Annotated in this window: 16 protein-coding genes; 7 read left to right on the forward strand and 9 right to left on the reverse strand. The window is 74.0% G+C overall.

Annotated features, from left to right (window positions below):
- The 4 genes from ABD944_RS27885 to ABD944_RS27900 all read right to left on the reverse strand — a co-directional run bounded on the left by ABD944_RS27885 (position 1) and on the right by ABD944_RS27900 (position 6,002).
- A complete protein-coding gene (locus ABD944_RS27885) occupies positions 1-4,161 on the reverse strand; it encodes a hypothetical protein (protein ID WP_345181670.1) in 4,161 nt (1,386 codons plus the stop codon).
- A gap of 83 nt (positions 4,162-4,244) precedes the next feature.
- On the reverse strand, positions 4,245-4,448 hold the full coding sequence (locus ABD944_RS27890; protein ID WP_173397798.1) for a PspC domain-containing protein: 204 nt from the start codon (positions 4,446-4,448) through the stop codon (positions 4,245-4,247).
- A gap of 145 nt (positions 4,449-4,593) precedes the next feature.
- A complete protein-coding gene (locus ABD944_RS27895; protein WP_345181674.1) occupies positions 4,594-5,355 on the reverse strand; it encodes an HAD family hydrolase in 762 nt (253 codons plus the stop codon).
- Positions 5,352-6,002, reverse strand: coding sequence for an MBL fold metallo-hydrolase (locus ABD944_RS27900; protein ID WP_345181676.1), 651 nt, complete (start codon positions 6,000-6,002; stop codon positions 5,352-5,354). Before ABD944_RS27900 ends, ABD944_RS27895 begins: the two co-directional genes overlap by 4 nt.
- A 116-nt stretch (positions 6,003-6,118) precedes the next feature.
- Between ABD944_RS27900 and ABD944_RS27905 the strand changes: the two genes are divergently transcribed.
- The 3 genes from ABD944_RS27905 (at position 6,119) to ABD944_RS27915 (ending at position 8,579) form a co-directional block, all read left to right on the forward strand.
- The gene (locus tag ABD944_RS27905; RefSeq protein WP_345181678.1) at positions 6,119-7,183 is read left to right on the forward strand and encodes a phosphotransferase family protein; all 1,065 of its coding nucleotides are present in this window, start codon (positions 6,119-6,121) and stop codon (positions 7,181-7,183) included.
- The gene (locus ABD944_RS27910) at positions 7,180-8,280 is read left to right on the forward strand and encodes an Rv3169 family protein (RefSeq protein WP_345181680.1); all 1,101 of its coding nucleotides are present in this window, start codon (positions 7,180-7,182) and stop codon (positions 8,278-8,280) included. The genes ABD944_RS27905 and ABD944_RS27910 overlap by 4 nt, the downstream gene beginning before the upstream one ends.
- Before the next feature lie 98 nt (positions 8,281-8,378).
- On the forward strand, positions 8,379-8,579 hold the full coding sequence (locus tag ABD944_RS27915) for a hypothetical protein (protein ID WP_345181682.1): 201 nt from the start codon (positions 8,379-8,381) through the stop codon (positions 8,577-8,579).
- Positions 8,580-8,641: 62 nt separating this feature from the next.
- Here ABD944_RS27915 and ABD944_RS27920 read toward each other — a convergent pair whose 3' ends face one another.
- From ABD944_RS27920 to ABD944_RS27930, 3 genes are all read right to left on the reverse strand, one after another.
- Complete coding sequence (locus ABD944_RS27920; protein WP_089310191.1) at positions 8,642-8,941, reverse strand: Fe-S cluster assembly protein HesB; 300 nt, start codon at positions 8,939-8,941, stop codon at positions 8,642-8,644.
- Positions 8,942-9,035: 94 nt separating this feature from the next.
- Positions 9,036-9,995, reverse strand: a complete 960-nt coding sequence (locus tag ABD944_RS27925) for an LLM class F420-dependent oxidoreductase (RefSeq protein ID WP_345181685.1) — start codon at positions 9,993-9,995, stop codon at positions 9,036-9,038.
- A 54-nt stretch (positions 9,996-10,049) separates the two neighbouring features.
- Positions 10,050-10,817: an SDR family oxidoreductase gene (locus ABD944_RS27930; RefSeq protein WP_345181686.1), complete on the reverse strand. Its 768-nt coding sequence runs from the start codon at positions 10,815-10,817 to the stop codon at positions 10,050-10,052.
- A gap of 211 nt (positions 10,818-11,028) precedes the next feature.
- On the opposite strand from ABD944_RS27930, the gene ABD944_RS27935 reads away from it, so the two are divergent.
- Together ABD944_RS27935 and ABD944_RS27940 are read left to right on the forward strand one after the other, a co-directional pair.
- On the forward strand, positions 11,029-11,478 hold the full coding sequence (locus ABD944_RS27935) for a Zn-ribbon domain-containing OB-fold protein (protein ID WP_345181689.1): 450 nt from the start codon (positions 11,029-11,031) through the stop codon (positions 11,476-11,478).
- The gene (locus ABD944_RS27940; RefSeq protein WP_345181691.1) at positions 11,475-12,665 is read left to right on the forward strand and encodes a lipid-transfer protein; all 1,191 of its coding nucleotides are present in this window, start codon (positions 11,475-11,477) and stop codon (positions 12,663-12,665) included. Before ABD944_RS27935 ends, ABD944_RS27940 begins: the two co-directional genes overlap by 4 nt.
- Positions 12,666-12,674: 9 nt before the next feature.
- On the opposite strand, the gene ABD944_RS27945 is transcribed toward ABD944_RS27940, so the two are convergent.
- Together ABD944_RS27945 and ABD944_RS27950 are read right to left on the reverse strand one after the other, a co-directional pair.
- Positions 12,675-14,282, reverse strand: a complete 1,608-nt coding sequence (locus tag ABD944_RS27945; protein ID WP_345181693.1) for a serine/threonine-protein kinase — start codon at positions 14,280-14,282, stop codon at positions 12,675-12,677.
- A gap of 76 nt (positions 14,283-14,358) precedes the next feature.
- Positions 14,359-14,730: a DoxX family protein gene (locus ABD944_RS27950; RefSeq protein ID WP_345181695.1), complete on the reverse strand. Its 372-nt coding sequence runs from the start codon at positions 14,728-14,730 to the stop codon at positions 14,359-14,361.
- Positions 14,731-15,113: 383 nt separating this feature from the next.
- On the opposite strand from ABD944_RS27950, the gene ABD944_RS27955 reads away from it, so the two are divergent.
- Positions 15,114-15,713 carry an ATP-binding cassette domain-containing protein gene (locus ABD944_RS27955; protein ID WP_345181697.1) on the forward strand — a complete coding sequence of 200 codons (600 nt, stop codon included), beginning with the start codon at positions 15,114-15,116 and terminating at the stop codon, positions 15,711-15,713.
- Positions 15,714-15,739: 26 nt separating this feature from the next.
- A complete protein-coding gene (locus tag ABD944_RS27960; protein WP_345181699.1) occupies positions 15,740-17,857 on the forward strand; it encodes a YhgE/Pip family protein in 2,118 nt (705 codons plus the stop codon).
- The last annotated feature ends 2 nt before the right edge of the window (positions 17,858-17,859 follow it).

Consider the following 17,859-nt stretch of genomic DNA (forward strand, 5'->3'; position numbering starts at 1 on the left):
CTACCCGGCGCCCTCCCGGTACACCTCCACCGCGTACCGGAGGCGGGCCCCGACGAGCAGCGCCTCGTCCTCCGGGCACCCGAGGAGCCGGGTGACCAGCTCGACGATCTGGTCGTCGGTCAGATCCGGTTCGAGCTCGGCGACGTGCCCCACGATCTCGACCAGCTCGGGCCGCTTGTAGGACGCGATCGACCGCCCCCGCCGAACCCGCGTCTCCCCGACCGACCGCCGCTGCGCCGCCCCTTCCGCCTCCTGCGCGGCAGGCCGCACGTCTTCCGCCCGTGCCGAACCCTCCCCCCGCGAACGAGGCTGCGCAGGTTGCGGACGCTGCTCCTGCGCGGATTCTGGCTGCGAGGAAACCTCCGCCTGCGAACGATGCGCCGCTGGTTGCGGCCGCTGCTGCTGCGCAGGTTCGGACTGCGGAGGGACCTCCGCCTGCAAGCGGGGCTGCGGCTGCGAGGACTCCGTCCGCGAGCGAGGCTGGCTCTGTTGCGGGCGCTGCTGCTGCGCGGGTTCTGATTGGGGCGGGATCTCCGCCTGCGAGCGGGGGCGCGGCTGTCGTGGCTGCTGCGGCTGTGAGGGCTCCGTCCGCGAGCGAGGCTGCTCCTGTTGCGGGTGCTGGGGGCGCTGCTTCTGTGAGGGGTCGGTCTCTTGTGGGCTAGGTGCGCCCGGTTGTGGGGGTTGTGTTTCCGCCGTGGTTTCCCTCTGCGGGCGGGGTTGGGCTTGTTCTGGGGGATGGGCCTGCTGGGGCGGCTTCGGGCTCTCTGAGGGGTTCGGCAGCGGGCCGGGTCTGCCCCAGAGCGCGGGGATGTCCGAGCGGCCGGGAGGTGGGGCGTGCCCGGCCTCCGGGACGCGCGGGTTGGGGCCCGTGGCCTGGGCGCCCGGCTCCTGGGCGGGCTCGTCCCATCTCATGGCGTCCAGGCGCCGGGGCGGAAGGCTGCCGCCGCGCCCGCCCGGCCGGCCCTGGTCCTGCGGCTCTCGCCGGGGCGCGTCCAGACGTCGGGGCGGTGCGCCTTGCCCGGACGCGCCGGTGCCGGGACGCGCAGGCGGTCGAGCGCGCACGTCCCGCTGCGTCACGTCCGGCCGCTCCCCCGCGCGCGGGTCACGGCCCCCCAGACCGGGGCCGGGACGCGGTTCTCTCGGTCGTTCCAGCGGGCGCGGGTCGCGCGGCCTCGTTCCTGCTTCCTTCCGCGGAGCCTCGGGCGGGACGGCGGCGGGCGGCCGTGACCGGAGGTCCTCTCGCGTCGGTTCCGGGCGCGGGGGCTGGATCGGGAGGTCCCGTTGGGTCACGTCCGGGCGCTCGGACAGGGGGCGCGCAGCGGGAGGAGGCGGGGTGCGGGGAGTGGTGAGGGCGGTGAAGAGCGTGGTGGTGGGGGTTATGGCTTCGTGCAGGTGGGACGGGAGGCGGGGGCTCGGCGGCGGGCCCTCGGGAGGGGGGAGGTCGGGGCCGGACGGGCCGACGAGGATGGTGCGGGGCGCGTGCCAGAGGACGAAGAGGGCCTCGGCGCCGGCCTCGTGCTCGCCGTCCACGATGACGACGTCGAAGTCGTCCGGAGCGGGCGGGAGGACGTCCGGGACGCGCCACAGCGGCAGGATCCACGCGGGGACGATGTCGGGTCCGGAGCGGGCGAGGGCGGACGCCGCGGCGCGGGCGGCGGTGAGGTCGGCGCGGGCCTCGCGCAGGGCGCCCTCGGCCTCGGCGAGGGCGTCGCGGAGGCGGTCCGCGGCGGCGGGGCCGGTGGAGGCCGCGCGGCGGCGGGCCCACGTCCAGGCGTCGTCCCAGCGGCGGGCGCGGTCGTGCCAGACGTCGTCGCCGTCGGTGGCGATCATGAGGTGGGCGAGGTCGGGGTGGACGGCGCGGACGCGGGCGACCAGCTCCTCGCAGCGGATCTGCCGGGAGCGCTCGTGCCGGGCCTCGGCGAGGGCGCCGAGGGCGCGGCCGTAGGCGGCGGCGTCGCGGGCGTCGACGGCCGCGAGCGCGGCGCGGAGCTCGGGGGGATCGTCGGCGTCAACGGGGCCGATCGAGTCGCGGAGGGCGTCGAGGTCGGCGGTGGCGCGGCTGACGCCGAGCCCTTCGAGGGCGTTGCGCAGGGCCGCGGCGTAGTCGTGCCACTGGATCGGGTGGACGAGCGGGACGCGGAAGCCGGAGCGTTCGAGGAGCCGCCGCGTCGAGTCCAGGGCGGTCATCGCGTCGCGGACGCGGGCGAGCCGGGCGTGCGCGCGGACGAAGCGGGCGACGCGCTCGCCGGGCGGCAGGTCGGCGGGGAAGGAGATGCCGGCGGCCTCCCACACGTACTGCAGCTCCCGGCAGGTGATCCGCACCATGAGGTCGGTGTGGGCGATGTCGAGCAGCTCCGGCGTGGTCGGCGCCGCGCCGTCCACCTTGACCGTGGCGAGGAGGGGCTCGGCCTGGCGCTGGGCGGCGGACCGCAGCGGGCCGCGCTTGAGGACGCCGCCGTCGGCCAGGTAGGCGCGCAGGTCCTGGGCGGCGGCGGCGAGGCCGCGCAGGTCGGCGTCGGCGGGCAGCTCGACGCGGTGGCCGCTCAGCTCGCCGAGGGCGCGCTCGGCCCACTGCGCGCGGGCCGTCATCTCCACGACGCGGGCCCAGATGAGGGGGCGCCGCTCGGCGAGGGCGTCGCCGAGGGCGCGGACGGCGAGGTCGGAGGGGTTCCAGCCGCCCGGGTGGCCTTCCAGGCCGAGGTCGCGGAGCGCGGCGGCGACGACGGAGGCGTCCCCGTCGAGGCGGGCGAGGAGGGTGACGTCGCTGTCGCGCAGGAGCTGCGACAGCTCGGTCCTGGACCGCTCGGCGCGCTCGGCGGCGGCGGCCTCCGCCTCGATCAGGGTGCGGACGTAGGCGGCGCTCGGCAGCGCGCCCGGGTCGACGTCCCGCTGCTCGGTGCGGGCCTTGCGCTCGGCGGTCTCCTCCGCGAGGAGGACGACCAGTTCGGCGGCCTCGGAGCGGGAGATCGGCGGGCCCGGCGGCAGGTCGGGCCGGACCGGCATCCAGGACAGCTCGGGCTCCTCGCCGCGCAGGTCGGGCGGCGGCTCCGCCGGCCCGCCGCCGCGCAGGCGCTCGGTGATCTCGGCGACCCGCAGGGCGGCGGCCTCCTCGCGCTCGGCGAGGGCGTCGAGGTCGGGTTCGCCCCCGGCGCGGACCGCCTCGGCCACGCGGGCGGCCATGGCCGCGTCGGTGGCGGTGAGGGCGGCGAGGCCGGGCGGGAGCGCGCCGCGCAGGGCGGCGGACGCGGCCGGGCCGGACGTGGCGACGAGTACCCGGCGGCCCCGCGCCAGCAGCCCGGCCAGCAGGTCGGGGACGGTCTCCGGCGCCCGCTCCGGTAGGTGCATGACCTGGGGCTTCAGCTCGGGCGAGACGAACCGCGCGACCCCCTCGGGGACGCCGCGCGGCAGCAGGCTCAGGAGCCTGGCGTGGTGGTCGGCGACGGCCTCGCGGCCCGCCGGGCGGACGACGAGGGCGGGCGCGAGGCGCAGCCGGGGGACGGGCGAGGCGGCGTCGGCGTCGGGCGTCCAGTCCTCGCGGTAGTCGGCGGGGCTCGTCAGCGCGACCTGGCACCATTTGCGCAGGACGTCCCCGACGGAGGCGTTGAGCCCGAAGCCCTGCCCGGCCTGGACGGCGTCGGCGATCCAGTCGGCGGGCCGGAAGCCGGGGTGCCCGGACAGCAGTTCCCGGTCGCGCAGGGTCGTGTGCCCGGTGAGGACGACGTCGACGCGTTCGGTCCGCTCGTCCAGGACGATCCGGACGGGCGTGCTCAGCAGGTGGTCGTGGACGGCGGGCCGCCACGACAGCAGGCCCGTCGCGAGGACCGCTTCCTCGCCGGCAAGCTCGCGCAGGACGCGGTACCAGGTGCGCAGGGCGAGCCAGCCGTCGAACTCCTCCAGCACGACCGGCGGCGTCAGCGGGATGACCGGGATGCTGAACAGCACCTCGCCGGGCCCGGCGTCGGCCTCGACGTAGACGTCGCCGGGCAGTCCGGCGAGCCAGTGGACGTGGTCGTGGTCGGCGAGGTCGCGCGAGGGGCGCCGCCGGGCCCGCGCCAGATCGCGCAGGTACCCGAGCAGTCGCGCCGCGTGGTCTGCCTCCCGCGCGGCGGCGTCGTCCAGGGCCCGGCCCGTCCGGCCGGGACCCGGAGCCTCGTCAGGCACCGCGGCTCCTCCCCACGGGAATGCTGGTGCCCCGATCTAACACCCCCGGGCGGCCCCGGTCGAGCGCAATCGTTGATCTTGAGTCAGCGGGCGCCGGCCATGTGGCGGTCCTCGTTCGGCATCATGACCCAGAGGACCAGGTAGACGACGAACTGCGGGCCGGGCAGCAGGCACGAGAGCAGGAACAGGATCCGGACGGTCCACGGGGTCATGCCGAACCGGCGCGCGAGGCCGGCGCAGACCCCGGCGATGACGCGGTCGCGGCGCGGACGATAGAGGCCGTTCATGGGTTCTTCTCTCCCCGATTCGTCGAGCGGTGAACGCGGCCGCGGTCTTCGCGGCCACGTTTCTCACGCTACGAACCGGGCAGGCGACCTCACATCGCTCTCGCGGCCTGTTCCCCGCTGCTACCTCAGGAGTACGGGACGTCCCCTAGGGGGCGGCGGGCCGGCCGGCGTTGTGCTCGGCGACCAGGCTCGGCAGGGCGGCGAGGTCGTCGAGCACGAACAGGCACTCGCCGAGCGCTTCGTCGTCCCTCTGGATGTTGCCCCACGGGCCGCGGCGCAGGAACGCCGCCCGCATCCCGAACGCCAGGGCGGGCCGGACGTCGTTGTCGATGCGGTCCCCCACGTACAGGACGCGGTCGGGCAGCACGTCGGCGAGCTGGGCGCAGCGCTCGAAGAACTCGTGGGACGGCTTGCTGACGCCCCACACGTCCGAGATGCCGACGACGTCCGCGTCCAGGGCCAGCTCCGCCATCTGCTCGGCCGCCTGGACCGGCTGGTTGCCCGCGATCCCGACGTACAGGCCCTGGTCGCGCAGGCCCGACAGGCACGCCCGCGCGTCGGGGTAGAGGTCGTCCGGCCCGAACCCGTTCGGGACGCCCGCCTCCGCGCGGCGCCGCTCCTCCTCTTCCAGGTCGAACCCCGGCCGGAAGTACTCGAACAGGTCCGTGTGGTCGCCGCCGGTCGCGAGCAGCGCGCCGAGCTTGGTGAGGAAGGTGTGCCTGGGCACGCCGAGCCAGTCGGCCCAGCGCCCGTAGATCTCGCCCTCGTTGACGAGGGTCTCGCCGATGTCGAAGAACACGGCCTGGATGGAGCGCGGCGCGGGGAGGCCCGCCGCGTACTCGGAGGAGCCGGCGCGCTCGGCGGCCGCCGGCTCGGCGGCCGGGGGGATGCGGGGGGAGGCGTTCACTTGGCGGCCAGGTCCACTGAGGTGCCGGGGGTGAGGCGCACGAACTCCTTGCCGAGTTCGTCGCCGGCACTGGTGAGGACGCGTTCCATCACCTGGAGGCCGATGTCGTTCAGCAGCCCGTCGTGGATGGCGAAGGCGCGCCCCGGGCGGACCTCGCGCGTGTACTCGTACAGGTCGAGGGCGCGCATCCAGGGCGCGTTGCCGGGCAGGCACAGCGTCGGGACGGGCTCGGACGGGACGGTCAGCGCGTCGCCCGGGTGGAAGACCTCGCCGTCGACCAGGAACCCGACGTTCGGGACGGGCGGCAGGTCGGGGTGCATGAGCTCGTGGTCCTCGCCGTAGACGTGGACGTCGAAACCGGCGATCGTGACGGCGTCGCCGTGGCCGACCTGGTGGACGCGTCCGCCGAGGTCGGCGAGGTTCTCGGCCACGGCGCGGGACGTCCACGCCTCCAGCTCGGGGCGCTCGGCCATCGCGGCGCGCAGCGCGTCGGGGTCGAAGTGGTCGAAGTGCTCGTGGGTGATCAGTACGGCGTCGGCGGCGGCCAGCGCGTCCCCGGCCTCGCTGAACGAGCCGGGGTCGATGACGATCGTGCGGTCGTCCTCGGTGAGCTGCACGCACGCGTGTCCGAGCTTGGTGAGGCGCATCCGGCGATTTTTTCACGGGTGCGTCCCCGCCCATTGACCACCCCCCGGACCGTTGATAGAACACGTTCTAATTCGGGCGCGACCCCGGCCAGCAGGCACGGCAAGGAGGCGGTGCGATGCCCGTTCCCGACCAGCGCGACCCCGAGATCACCCGGCGGGCCCTCACGCGGTGGCTGGACGGCCATCTGCCCGGGGTCCGCATCCCGCATGTGGAGACCCCGCAGACCAGCGGCTTCTCCAACGAGACCCTGCTCTTCGAGGCCGAGTGGGACGGGGGCGGAGGGCCGAGACGCGAGCCGCTCGTCGCGCGGGTCGCCCCGGAGAAGTACCAGATCTTCCCCGAGCCGCGGTTCGAGGAGCAGTACCGGCTGATGCGGATCCTGGACGAGCGCACCGCCGTCCCGGTGCCGCCGATCCGCTGGTACGAGCCGTCCCGCGACGTCCTCGGCGCCCCGTTCTTCGTGATGGGCCGCGTCGACGGCCGCGTCCCGACCGACATGCCGCCGTACCACATGGACGGCTGGGTGACCGGAGTGCCGCCCGGTGAGCGGGCCGCGATGTGGTGGTCCACCCTGGAGATCATGGCGCGGCTGCACCGGCTGGACGTCGGCGAACTGGGTCTCGGCTTCCTGGACCAGCCCGCCTGGGGGGCGCCGGGCCTCGACCAGCGGCTCAACTACTACGAGCACTACCTGGGCTGGGCCTACCGGGGGCCGCAGGAGACGGCGCTCAGGGCGCTGGAGTGGCTGAAGGCGAACCGCCCCGACGAGCCGGACGACCCCGTCGCGCTGTGGGGCGACGCCCGCATCGGCAACGTGATCTTCCAGGACGGCGCGCCCGCGGCGGTGCTGGACTGGGAGGGCGCCGTGCTCGGCGCGCCGGAGGAGGATCTCGCCTGGTTCATGTTCCTGGACCGGCACCACTCCGAGGGCGTCGGCGCCGCCCGGCTGGAGGGCTTCCCCTCCTACGAAGAGACCGTCGCCCGCTACGAGGAGCTGCTCGGACGCCCGATGCGGCACATGGCGTACTACGAGATCCTGTCCGGCTTCAAGTTCTCGGTGATCATGGCGCGGATCGGCCAGGCGATGATCGACTTCGGCTGGATCGAGGAGACGGCCGACTTCCCCCACGACAACAACTGCACGCAGCTGCTCGCCCGCATCCTGGGAGGGGACCGGTGACGCTCTCGCCGCTCGACGACTACCCGATCCACCAGGCGCCGGAGGTGATGCGGCACGTCACCACCTCCGACCGGAACTTCTACGACCGGTACTACTTCAACGTCCACCCGTGCTCCGACGAGCTGATGATGATCATCGGGATCGGGCAGTACCCGAACCTCGGCGTCATGGACGCGTTCGCGGTCGTGCGGCGCGGATCGGTGCACAAGGTCGTCCGGGCGTCCCGCGAGCTGGGCGACGACCGGATGGACACCACGGTCGGGCCGTTCCGCGTCGAGGTGGTCGAGGGGCTCAAGCGGCTCCGGGTCGTCCTGGACGAGACCGAGCACGGCCTCTCGTTCGACCTCGCCTGGGAGGGCACGGTCCCGGCCACCCTGGAGCCGCCGCACTACCTGCGCTGGCAGGAGCGCGTCGTCTTCGACTCCCGCCGTCTCGCGCAGACAGGCCGCTGGACGGGCACCATCACGGTCGACGGCGAGACCATCGAGGTCACACCCGACCACTGGTGGGGCTCGCGCGACCGCTCCTGGGGCATCCGGCCCGTGGGCGAGCCGGAGCCGCCCGGCATCCAGGTGAAGAACGCGGGCACGTTCTACTGGCTGTACGCGCCGATGCAGTTCGAGGATCACGCCATCTTCTGCATCGTGCAGGAGGACGAGAAGGGCCGCCGCATCCTGGAAGAGGCCACCCGCGTGTGGCCCGACCGCGAGCCCGAGTATCTGGGACGTCCCGAATACCGCCCGGAGTACGCGGAGGGCACCCGCGACGTGGTGACGGCGACACTGCGTTTCGCCCCGCCCGGCGGGGAGCCGTTCGAGGTGAGGGCGACGCCGATCCTGCCCGTCCACCTCATGGTCGGCACCGGCTACGGGCTGGAGCCCGACTGGAAGCACGGCATGTACCAGGGACCCGACCTGAAGGTGCAGGGCGTCGCCTACGACACCCGCAAGCCGGACGACGCGGCCCGCATGTGGGGCATGGTCGACGCGGTCGGCCGCTACGAGTACCTGGACGGGGCGCAGCCCACCGCCGCCGCCACCGGCTACGGCCTGTTCGAGTACTGGGCCCTCGGCCCCCACCCCTCCTTCCCGGGCTGACCGGTGCCCGGAGTCCCGGCGGGCCCTGACTCCGTCCGCGCGGACGCACGGCCCGGGCGGTCGGCGGGTGGAGTGATCCATCTGCGACACTGGCGCTCGTGACGACCCCGCCCTCACGCGACCCCCTGGACGCGGGACGTTCGTTCCGGCGAAGACCGGACCGGCAGGCGCGCGACCGCTCCCCCGCCTGGCGCGACCAGCCGCGCGCCCTGGCCTGCGCGGTGATCGCGGCGTTCGCGTTCCTCACCGCGGCGGCGTTCGTGTTCGCCGTGGTCGCCGTCGTCGCGGCGATGCGCTGACACGCGGGGAGAACACGAGACCGGGGCGGCCCGGCGGGCGCGCCCCGGTCTCGCCTCCAACGTCAGGTGGGGGTTCCCTCCGACCCCTCGGCGATGGTGAAGGCCACGTCGCCCTGCGGGTCGACCTGGGCGTCGAGGGTCTTGTCGTCCAGCATCTCGGCGACCGTGGGCTCCAGGTACACCTTGGCGCCCTCTTCCTCCACGACCTGGTCGCCGGCCTCGGGGGCCGGGGCCACCGAGAGCCGCAGGGCGTCCGAGCCGTCGAGCCCGGACTCGATGCGGATGCCGGTCTCGGGCGGAAGCTCCGGGTTGGCGGTCACCGTACGGATGACCTGGACGGCACCGCTGGTCAGCGTGAGCACGATCAGCTCCTCACGTCTCTTCGTTCTCTGTCGGGATTTGCCCCACCCTCCCCGCTGCTCCCGGCCGTAAACATCGGGACGTGATCGAACGATCTCAGTCCGCACTCGGGGCGAGCGCCCGCACCGCCTCCGCCGGGGACAGGCCCCCGCCCGGGACGACCGCCAGCACCGGCGTGGTGAGACCGTTGTCGACGTACTCGCGGACGCGGGCCCGGCACCGCTCCGGGGAGCCGTGCACGATCAGGTCGTCCACCACCTCGTCCGGGATGGCCTCCAGCGCCCTCTTCCGGTCGCCGGCCGCCCACGCCTCGTTCATCGGGGCCAGCGCCTCGCCGCGTCCCAGCCACTCGTGGAACGCCCGGTAGACGGGGACCGTCATGTACGCGGCGATCATCCAGCGGCCGATCGCGCGCGCCTCCTCGGCATCGCCCGTGGGGCAGACGAACAGCCGCGCGATCAGCTCCGGCCCGTCACCGAGGGCGCCGCGGACCGTCCGGACGTCCTTCGGCGCGAGCCAGTTGGTGATCGCGCCGTCGGCCTCGCGGGCGGCGAGCCGCAGCATGCCGGGGCGCAGGGCCGCGAGGACGATCGGCGGCGGCGTCGCCGGTGCGCTCTCCAGCTTGAAGCCCTTCACGGCGAAGGTCTCGTACTCCTCCTTCACCTTCTCCCCCGCGAGCGCCCTGCGGAGGAAGCGCAGCGTGTCGCGGGTGCGCTTGTAGGGCTCGTCGAACGGGATGCCGTTCCAGCGCCGCACGATCGTGTCGGACGAGGTGCCGATGCCCAGCACGAAGCGTCCCGGCGCGAGGTCGGCGAGGGTGGCGGCCTGCTGGGCGAGCAGGGCGGGCCCGCGCGTGTAGACCGGCACGATCGCCGGCCCGAGGCGCAGCCCCGGGTCCCACTGCGAGGCGAGCGCCAGCGGGGTGAAGGCGTCGGCGCCGTTGGTCTCGGCCGACCAGGCGTCGGTGTAGCCGAGCCCGGACAGCCCGGACACGATCTCGCGGTGCTCGGCCAGCGGGAGGCCGGTCAGCGGAATGGTCAGTCCCCAGCGTGACATGCGCTTCTCCCTGTTCCTGTGTTCGCGGGCGTTCCCGTGTTCGTGGGCGGGCGGTCAGGCGATCGAGGGCCGGATGGTGGCGCCGCCGTCCACGACGAGCGTCTGCCCGGTCATCCAGGACGAGGCGTCGCCCGCGAGGAACACCGCGGCGTTGGCGATGTCCTCGGGCTCGCCGATGCGGCCGAGCGGCATGTACTTGCTGATCTCGGCCTCGTTGTTCTCCCACAGGGCGCGGGCGAGGTGCGTCTTGACCAGGCCGGGCGCGATGCAGTTCACGCGGACCTTCGGGGCCAGCTCCATCGCGAACTGCCGGCTGAGGTGGATCACGGCGGCCTTGGTGGCGTTGTAGTAGCCGATGCCGTGCTCGGTGAGCATGCCGCCGACCGAGGCGATGTTGATGATCGCGCCGCCGCGCTCGGCGAGGGAGGCGCGCAGCGCCAGCTGCGTCCACTGCACGACCGCGAACTGGTTGACCTGGACGGTCTTGGCCGCGGCGGCGGGCTCGATGTCGGCCATCGGGCCGAAGTAGGGGTTCGTGCCGGCGTTGTTGACCAGGACGTCGAGGCCGCCGAACTCGGCGACGGCCGCGTCCACGCAGGCCGCGGCCTGCTCGGCGTCGCCGACGTGGGCCGCCTTGGCGAGGACGCCCGCGCCCGGGTGCGCCGCGCGGATCTCCTTGGCGACCTCGTCCAGCGCCTCCTGCTTGCGGGAGGACAGGACGACGTTCGCCCCCTCGGCGGCGAGCGCGGTGGCGATCGCCTTCCCGATTCCCCGGGACGCCCCGGTGACCAGCGCCGTCTTGCCCTCTAGACCAGTCCGCATCCGCACGCTCCCTGCCTGTCCGCACCCTGAGGGCCTGCCTGTTCGCACCCTGCGGGCGGCATCACCAGAATCCGACTCGGTTCACTGTACCGAAGTGACTGACGAGTCAGTTAGGTGGGTTCGCATGGTCCGTCCCGCTCACCGGACACGTCCCGTTCGGGGCGCTCGCCCGGTTGTTACGCTGCGCCCGGTCGGAGACGAGGAGGACCGCGTGACCACGACCAAGGAACGCCGTCCGGCGATCGAGGGCTGGTTCGCCGCCGCGGACGGCGACGTCCGCCTGCTGGGCACCCGCTGCGGCGCCTGCGGAACGCCGTACTTCCCGCGCAACGAGCTGGCCTGCCGCAACCCGGCCTGCACCGGCCCGAAGGACGGCTCCGAGCTGGAGCCGTACGCGCTGTCGCGGCGCGGGCGCGTCTGGTCGTACGCCGACTCCCGGTACAAGCCGCCGCCTCCGTACGTCTCCCCCGACCCCTTCGTCCCGTACACCGTCGCGGCCGTCGAACTCGAAGCCGAGCGCATCGTCGTCCTGGGGCAGGTCGCCCCCGGCCACACCGTCGACGACCTCGCGGTCGGCATGGAGGTCGAGCTGACCGAGGGCGTCCTCTACGAGGACGACGAGGCCGAGTACACCGTCTGGATGTGGAGGCCCGTGAAATGACGCGCGACATCGCCGTGCTGGGCGCGGGCATGCATCCGTGGGGCAAGTGGGGCCGCAACTTCGTCGAGTACGGTCTCGCGGCGGCGCGGGCCGCGCTCGCCGACGCCGGCCTCGCGTGGACGGACGTCCAGTACGTGGCGGGCGCGGACACCATCCGCAACGGCTACCCGGGGTTCATCGCGGGCGCGACGTTCGCGCAGGCGCTCGGCTGGTCGGGCGCGCGCGTGTCCAGCTGCTACGCCGCGTGCGCGTCCGGGGCGCAGGCCATCAACAACGCGCGCGCGCAGATCCTCGCGGGTCTCTGCGACGTCGCGCTGGTCGTGGGCGCCGACGCCGCGCCGAAGGGCTTCTTCAAGCCCGTCGGCGGGGACCGCCCCGACGACCCCGACTGGCTCCGCTTCCGCCTGTTGGGCGCCACCAACCCCATCTACTTCGCTCTGTACGCGCGCCGGCGGATGGCGATGTACGGCGCGACCCTGGACGATTTCGCCGCCGTCAAGGTGAAGAATGCCCGGCACGGGCTGTCGAACCCGAACGCCCGGTACCGCAAGGAGGTGACCGTGGAGGACGTACGCGAGTCCGCCGTGGTCGCCGATCCGCTGCGGCTGCTGGACATCTGCGCCACCAGCGACGGCGGCGCGGCGCTCGTCCTGACGTCCATGGAGTTCGCGCGCGGGCACGGCATCGCCGACCCGGTGCGCATCCCGGCGCTGTCGACGGCGACGCCCACGTTCCCGAAGACCGTCCTGGACCTGCCCGACTTCGCGACGGACTCGGCGATGACCGTCCCGGAGCCCGAGCGGCCGTTCCGGTCCGCGATCGCGCATGCCGCCTACGAGGAGGCGGGCATCGGCCCCGAGGACCTGTCGCTCGCCGAGGTCTACGACCTGTCCACCGCCCTCGAACTCGACTGGTACGAGGACATCGGCCTGTGCGAGAGGGGCGGCGCCGAGGAGCTGCTCCGCTCGGGCGCCACGGCTCTCGGCGGCCGCGTCCCGGTCAACCCGAGCGGCGGGCTCGCCTCCTTCGGCGAGGCGATCCCGGCTCAGGCGATCGCGCAGGTCTGCGAGCTGACCTGGCAGCTGCGCGGCCAGGCCGAGGGCCGCCAGGTGGAGAACGCGCGGGCCGGCATCGCCGTGAACCAGGGCCTCTTCGGCCACGGCTCCGCCGTCATCGCCGTCCGCTGACCGGAACGGCTAGGCGACGGTGAAGCCGTCGCAGGTCAGGTAGTAGGCGTCGCCGTTCGGGCGGACGTGGAACCAGATGACCGTCCAGTCGCCCTTCATCAGCGGGTAGGTGCCGTTTCCGGCGCCCTCCCATTTGAACTCCGACGGGTAACTCATGTTCAGCCACGCGGCCTGGCCGGGGTACATGTGCGGCTTGCTCTGCACCACCCCGGTGACGCCGTTGCCCTGCTGCTCCACCGGGGGACGGACCTGGATGGCCACGTAGTACTTGGCCGGGTCCGCGTACTTGAAGCGCAGGCCGAACTCGACGGTCTTCTCGGTGTACGGCTGGCGCGGTACCGACGTCTGGGTGTCGTTCGTGAGGTCGAAGTCCTCCGGACGGGCGGCGGGCTGGCATGTCTTGGCCGCCTGGGTCCACCGGAGGTCCGCGATGTCGGCGGGCTGCTTGATCAGGATCCGGTCGGGCGGGACGCCGTTGGCCGCGGCCGAAGTCCTGCTGCCGGGGGTCGAGCCCGCGGGATCACCGGTCGCGGTGCCGCCCTGCGTTCCCTGCCCGGCCCGGGGCTTGTTCCGGTTCTCGTCGCCGCCCCCGTCCCCGTTGAGGACGAACCGCGCGAGCAGGGCGCCCACCAGGACCACGGCGGCCACCCCGGCGCCCGCCGCGATGACGGTAGCGCGCGACCGTCCACGCGAGACGCCCGGGACCGTCCTCGTCCGGTCGGCCGGGACGAGCCCCGACGCGACCGCGTCGGTGACGCTGGCGGGGATCGGCGCCGGAACGCCCACGATCCGCCGGTAGGCGGGGTCGGCGGCGAGGGGGCCGAGCGCGGGCAGCTGCTGGAGCAGCCGCTCCAGCGGGATCCTGGCCTCCGGCTCCTTCGCGGCGCACTGCCGGACGAGCCCGGCGACGCGCGGGTCGACGCCCTCCAGGTCGATGTCACCGCTGAGCGTCCGGTGGATGATCGCCTCGATGCGCCCGCCGCCGAACGGGGGCCGTCCCGTCGCGGCGTAGGCGACCGTTCCGGCGAGCGAGAACACGTCCGACGCGGGAAGCGGCTGCTGCTCGCGGACCACCTCGGGCGCGACGAAACCGGGGGTGCCGTTCCACGCGCCGGTCTGGGTGATCTGCGTCTGGCCCTCGCCGCGCGCGATGCCGAAGTCGATCAGCCGCGGCCCGTCCGGGGCGAGGATCACGTTGCCCGGCTTGAGGTCGCGGTGCTGGACGCCGTGCCGGTGGATCTCCAGCAGCCCCTGCGCCAGTTCGGCGAGCAGCCGCACGCAGGTCTCGGGAGGCAGCGGCCCGTGCGCGGCCACCGCCTGGCGGAGCGTCGGCCCGGGGACGTACTCCGTCGCCAGCCAGTACGGCGGCGCGTCCAGGCCGGCACCGACCATCGCGGCGGCGAACCTGCTGCGCACCCGCTCGACGGTCGCGACCTCGCGCCGGAACCGGGCCAGCGCCGTCGGCCCCTCGAAGTCCTCCCGGATCACCTTGAGGGCGATATGCCGCCCGCTGGCGGTCAGCCCCAGATAGACCTGCCCCATGCCGCCGGCGCCCAGGCGCCCCAGCAGCGGATAGCCGCCGATCGCAGAAGGATCTTCCAGACGGAGTGCTTCCATACTTTCCCCGGCCCCTCGTCAACACGCACCGCCGCCAAATGATCTCATTCCGGGAGGAGCCGTGTGGACCGGGTTCTCAGTCGGCCTGGCGGGCCACGTGGAGGGCCCAGGCCACCAGGGGGGCCTGGAGCGGGAGGCGGGCGTAGGCGGCCGCGCGGAGGGGCAGCGGGCGGTGGCGCCAGTCGCGGGCCATCTTCACATTGGCGGGGAAGACCGCCGCCATCAGGCCCGCCGTGGCGAGCGCGCCCGCCTTGCGGGTGCGGGGACGGGCGAGCGCCGCGGCGCAGGCCAGCTCGGCGACCCCGCTGAGGTAGGTCCAGGTCCGCGCGCCGCCGGGGAGCCGCTCGGGGACGAGCGCGTCGAACGGCTTCGGAGCGATCATGTGGAGGGCGCCCATCCCGGCCATGAGCGCGGCCAGCCTGCGGTGCGCGTGTGACGACTCGGTCATCCCCGGAGTCTGTCAGATCGGACGGTCCGTCCAATAGTGGTGGCGCCGCCTCCCTGGTCGGATGGGGCGCGTGTGACCTAAATCACGTCATTGATCCGTGTGACCCCAGTCGTGGGGGTCACGTGTCTGATGTCACCGCTCGGGTGGATTCGCGAAGTTCGCAGCAGAGCTAGGTTTGTACTGACCAGTCAGTTCAAAAACCGGCTCTCCGGAAGGTCGCGATGACGTCCGATCACCAGACTCCAGGGGCGGCCGCCGTGGCCGGGGGGACCGCGGCGCCCGTCCCTGGACCCCGCCCGAGCGGCTCAGGGGCTGGCGGGGGCCGCCCCGGAGCCGGCCCCGCGCCCGCGCACGGCTCGTCCGTGCGGGCGCGGGACCTCGGAGTGAAGGGGGCACGGGGCTGGGTCTTCCGCGACGTCCACCTGGACGTCCCGGGCGGCGCGCTGGTCGCCGTCAGCGGCATCGCGGGCACCGGGCGGACCGCGCTGCTGCTCACGCTCGCCGGGCGGATGCGGCCCGCCGAGGGCACGGTCGCGGTGGGCGGGGTCACCGGGCTCAGGCGGATCCAGCGGGTCGCGGCCCTCGGGATCGTGCCGGGGGTGACCGAACTCGACCCGGCGCTGACCGTCCGGGAGCACGTCGACGAGGCGCTCGCGCTGCGCGAGGGCGTCCTCGGCAGGTTCCGCGGGCGCGAGGCCCGCAGGCGCCGGACCCTCGAACGGGTCGGCCTCGACGTCGCCCCCGGGACGCTCGCCGAAGAACTCGCGCCCGACGAAGCCCAGCTCCTGGGCGCCGCCCTGGCGCTCGCCGGAGATCCCGGGCTCCTCCTCCTCGACGACGTGGACGAGGGCCTGCCCGCCGACCGGCAGCGCGACCTGTGGCGGCGGCTCGCCGCCGTCGCCGCCGGCGGCGTCACCGTCATCGCGTCCTGCCACGACGCCGCGCCCGCCGAGGGCGTCGCCACCCACGCACTCCCCCTCTAGCAGCCCCCAAGCCAGGAGACCCCCCGATGAGACTTCCCGCGTTGACCTCGGGCGGCCTTGAGCTGCGCCGCTTCCAGCGCAACCGGCTGACCCGTGTCGCGATGGCCGGGCTCGTACTGCTTCCGCTGCTCTATGCCGGTCTGTACCTCTGGTCCTTCTGGGACCCGTACGCGCGGCTCCAGCACGTTCCGGTCGCGCTCGTCGTCCAGGACCGGCCCGCCAAGGCCGGCGGCAGGACCGTCCACGCGGGGGCCGATCTGGCGGACGAGCTGAAGAAGCGCAAGGTCTTCGACTGGCGCACCGTCTCGGCGGCGAAGGCCGAGGAGGGCGTCCGGTCCGGGAAGTACTACATGTCGCTGACGATCCCCGCCGACTTCAGCGCGCGGATCGCGTCGCCGTCCGGGGACGGGACCCCCGCGCCGGCCGGGTTGCGGCTCCAGATGAACGACGCGAACAACTACGTCGTCGGGACGCTCGCCCAGGCCGCGTTCAAGGAGATCAGCGCCGCCGCCGGGAGCGAGGCGGTGCGCGGCTACCTCGACCAGATCTTCCTCTCCTTCGGCAAGCTGCACGGCGAACTCGGCAAGGCCGCCCAGGGCGCGGACGAGCTCGCGACGGGGTCCGGCCAGGCGCACGACGGCGCGGGCAAGCTCGCCGAAGGCGCGGGCAAGGCCGAGGCGGGCCCGGGGAAGCTGAAGGGCGGCATCGACGAGGCCCGCGCCGGCAGCGGCAGGCTGACCTCCGGCCTGGAGGAGCTCCGCACCGGAACCGGCCAGGTCGCCGCCGGAATGCAGCGGCTGACCGCGACCGTCGACCGCGCGGGCGACACCCTCGTGCCGCTGCTGAGGGAGAACGCCCCCGAGATCCGCCAGGCCGCGCTCGCCGTCGCCCAGGGTGCGGACGCCCTCGCCGACGGCGCCGGACGGCTTCCCGCCCAGACCGCCGCCGCCGTCCAGCGCGCGGAGAAGGCGCAGGCCGAGCTGGACGCCTACCTCGCCGCGCACCCGGAGGTCCCCGCGGACGTCCGCCAGGACCTCACCCGGGCGGCCGCGCAGGTCGTCGCCGTCGCGAAGCAGGTGGACGGATACATCAGCGACCGCACCGGCGACCTGCGCAAGGTCGCGGCCGACGCCCGCACGGTCGAGCGGGCCGCCCGCAAGATCGCCAAGGACGCGCCTTCCCTGGCCGCCAGGGTCGAGAAGGCGCGCCGGGACGTCGACCGCCTCAACGCCGGAACCCAGCGGGTCAACGCCGGGACCGGCCGCCTGCTCTCCGGGTCGTCCCAGCTCACGGCGGGGCTCGGCACGCTCTCGGGAGGCGCGGGCGAACTCCGGGGCGGGCTGGGACGGCTGTCCGGCGGCGCCGTGACCCTGGAGACCGCCCTCGCGCAGATCTCCCACGGCAACGAGCAACTGGCGAACGGCCTCAACGAGGGCGTCTCCCAGATCCCGGACTACGGCGCCGGGGAGCGCGCCGCGCGCGACGACATGATGAGCAACCCGGTGCGGCTCGCCAGCTCCACCGAGAACGAGGTGCCGAACTACGGGACGGGGTTCGCGCCGTTCTTCGTCCCCCTCTCCCTGTGGGTCGGCGGCATGATCATCTACATGCTGCTGCGCCCGCTGAACCCCCGCGCGCTCGCGGGCACCGCGCCCGGACGCCGCGTCGCCCTCGCCGGCTGGCTGCCCGCCGCGGCGATCGGCGCGGCGCAGGCCTGCGTCGTCCTCGCCGTCCTGCACTTCGCGCTCGGCCTGCGCGCCGAGCACTGGCCCGGACTCGTGGCGTTCCTCGCGCTCGCCTCCGCCGCGTTCCTCGCGGTGATCCAGTGGGTGAACGCCCGCTTCGGCCCGATCGGCCGGATCATCGCGCTGGCGCTCCTGATGCTCCAGCTCACCTCGGCCGCCGGCACGTACCCGATCGAGACGAGCCCGGCGTTCTTCCAGGCCGTCCGCCCGTACCTGCCGATGCCGTGGGTCGTGGACGCCGTCCGGCACCTGATCAGCGGCGGCGACCTGTCCTCGGTATGGCAGGGTTGTGCGGTGCTGGCCGCCTTCCTGGCCGGCGGGCTCGCGCTCACCGCCCTGGCCGTCCGGCACAACCGGGTCTGGACGGTGAAGCGCCTGCACCCGGCACTGAAGCTCTGATC

Source organism: Actinomadura verrucosospora, assembly GCF_039540335.1.
GTDB classification, from domain to species: Bacteria; Actinomycetota; Actinomycetes; order Streptosporangiales; family Streptosporangiaceae; genus Spirillospora; species Spirillospora verrucosospora.

Coding starts and splice junctions, on each gene's coding strand:
- ABD944_RS27890 (WP_173397798.1), bottom strand. CDS start 4,448: ATGAACGGCCTCTATCGTCCGCGCCGCGACCGCGTCATCGCCGGGGTC.
- ABD944_RS27900 (WP_345181676.1), bottom strand. CDS start 6,002: ATGCGCCTCACCAAGCTCGGACACGCGTGCGTGCAGCTCACCGAGGAC.
- ABD944_RS27905 (WP_345181678.1), top strand. CDS start 6,119: ATGCCCGTTCCCGACCAGCGCGACCCCGAGATCACCCGGCGGGCCCTC.
- ABD944_RS27925 (WP_345181685.1), bottom strand. CDS start 9,995: ATGTCACGCTGGGGACTGACCATTCCGCTGACCGGCCTCCCGCTGGCC.
- ABD944_RS27930 (WP_345181686.1), bottom strand. CDS start 10,817: ATGCGGACTGGTCTAGAGGGCAAGACGGCGCTGGTCACCGGGGCGTCC.
- ABD944_RS27940 (WP_345181691.1), top strand. CDS start 11,475: ATGACGCGCGACATCGCCGTGCTGGGCGCGGGCATGCATCCGTGGGGC.
- ABD944_RS27945 (WP_345181693.1), bottom strand. CDS start 14,282: ATGGAAGCACTCCGTCTGGAAGATCCTTCTGCGATCGGCGGCTATCCG.
- ABD944_RS27950 (WP_345181695.1), bottom strand. CDS start 14,730: ATGACCGAGTCGTCACACGCGCACCGCAGGCTGGCCGCGCTCATGGCC.
- ABD944_RS27960 (WP_345181699.1), top strand. CDS start 15,740: ATGAGACTTCCCGCGTTGACCTCGGGCGGCCTTGAGCTGCGCCGCTTC.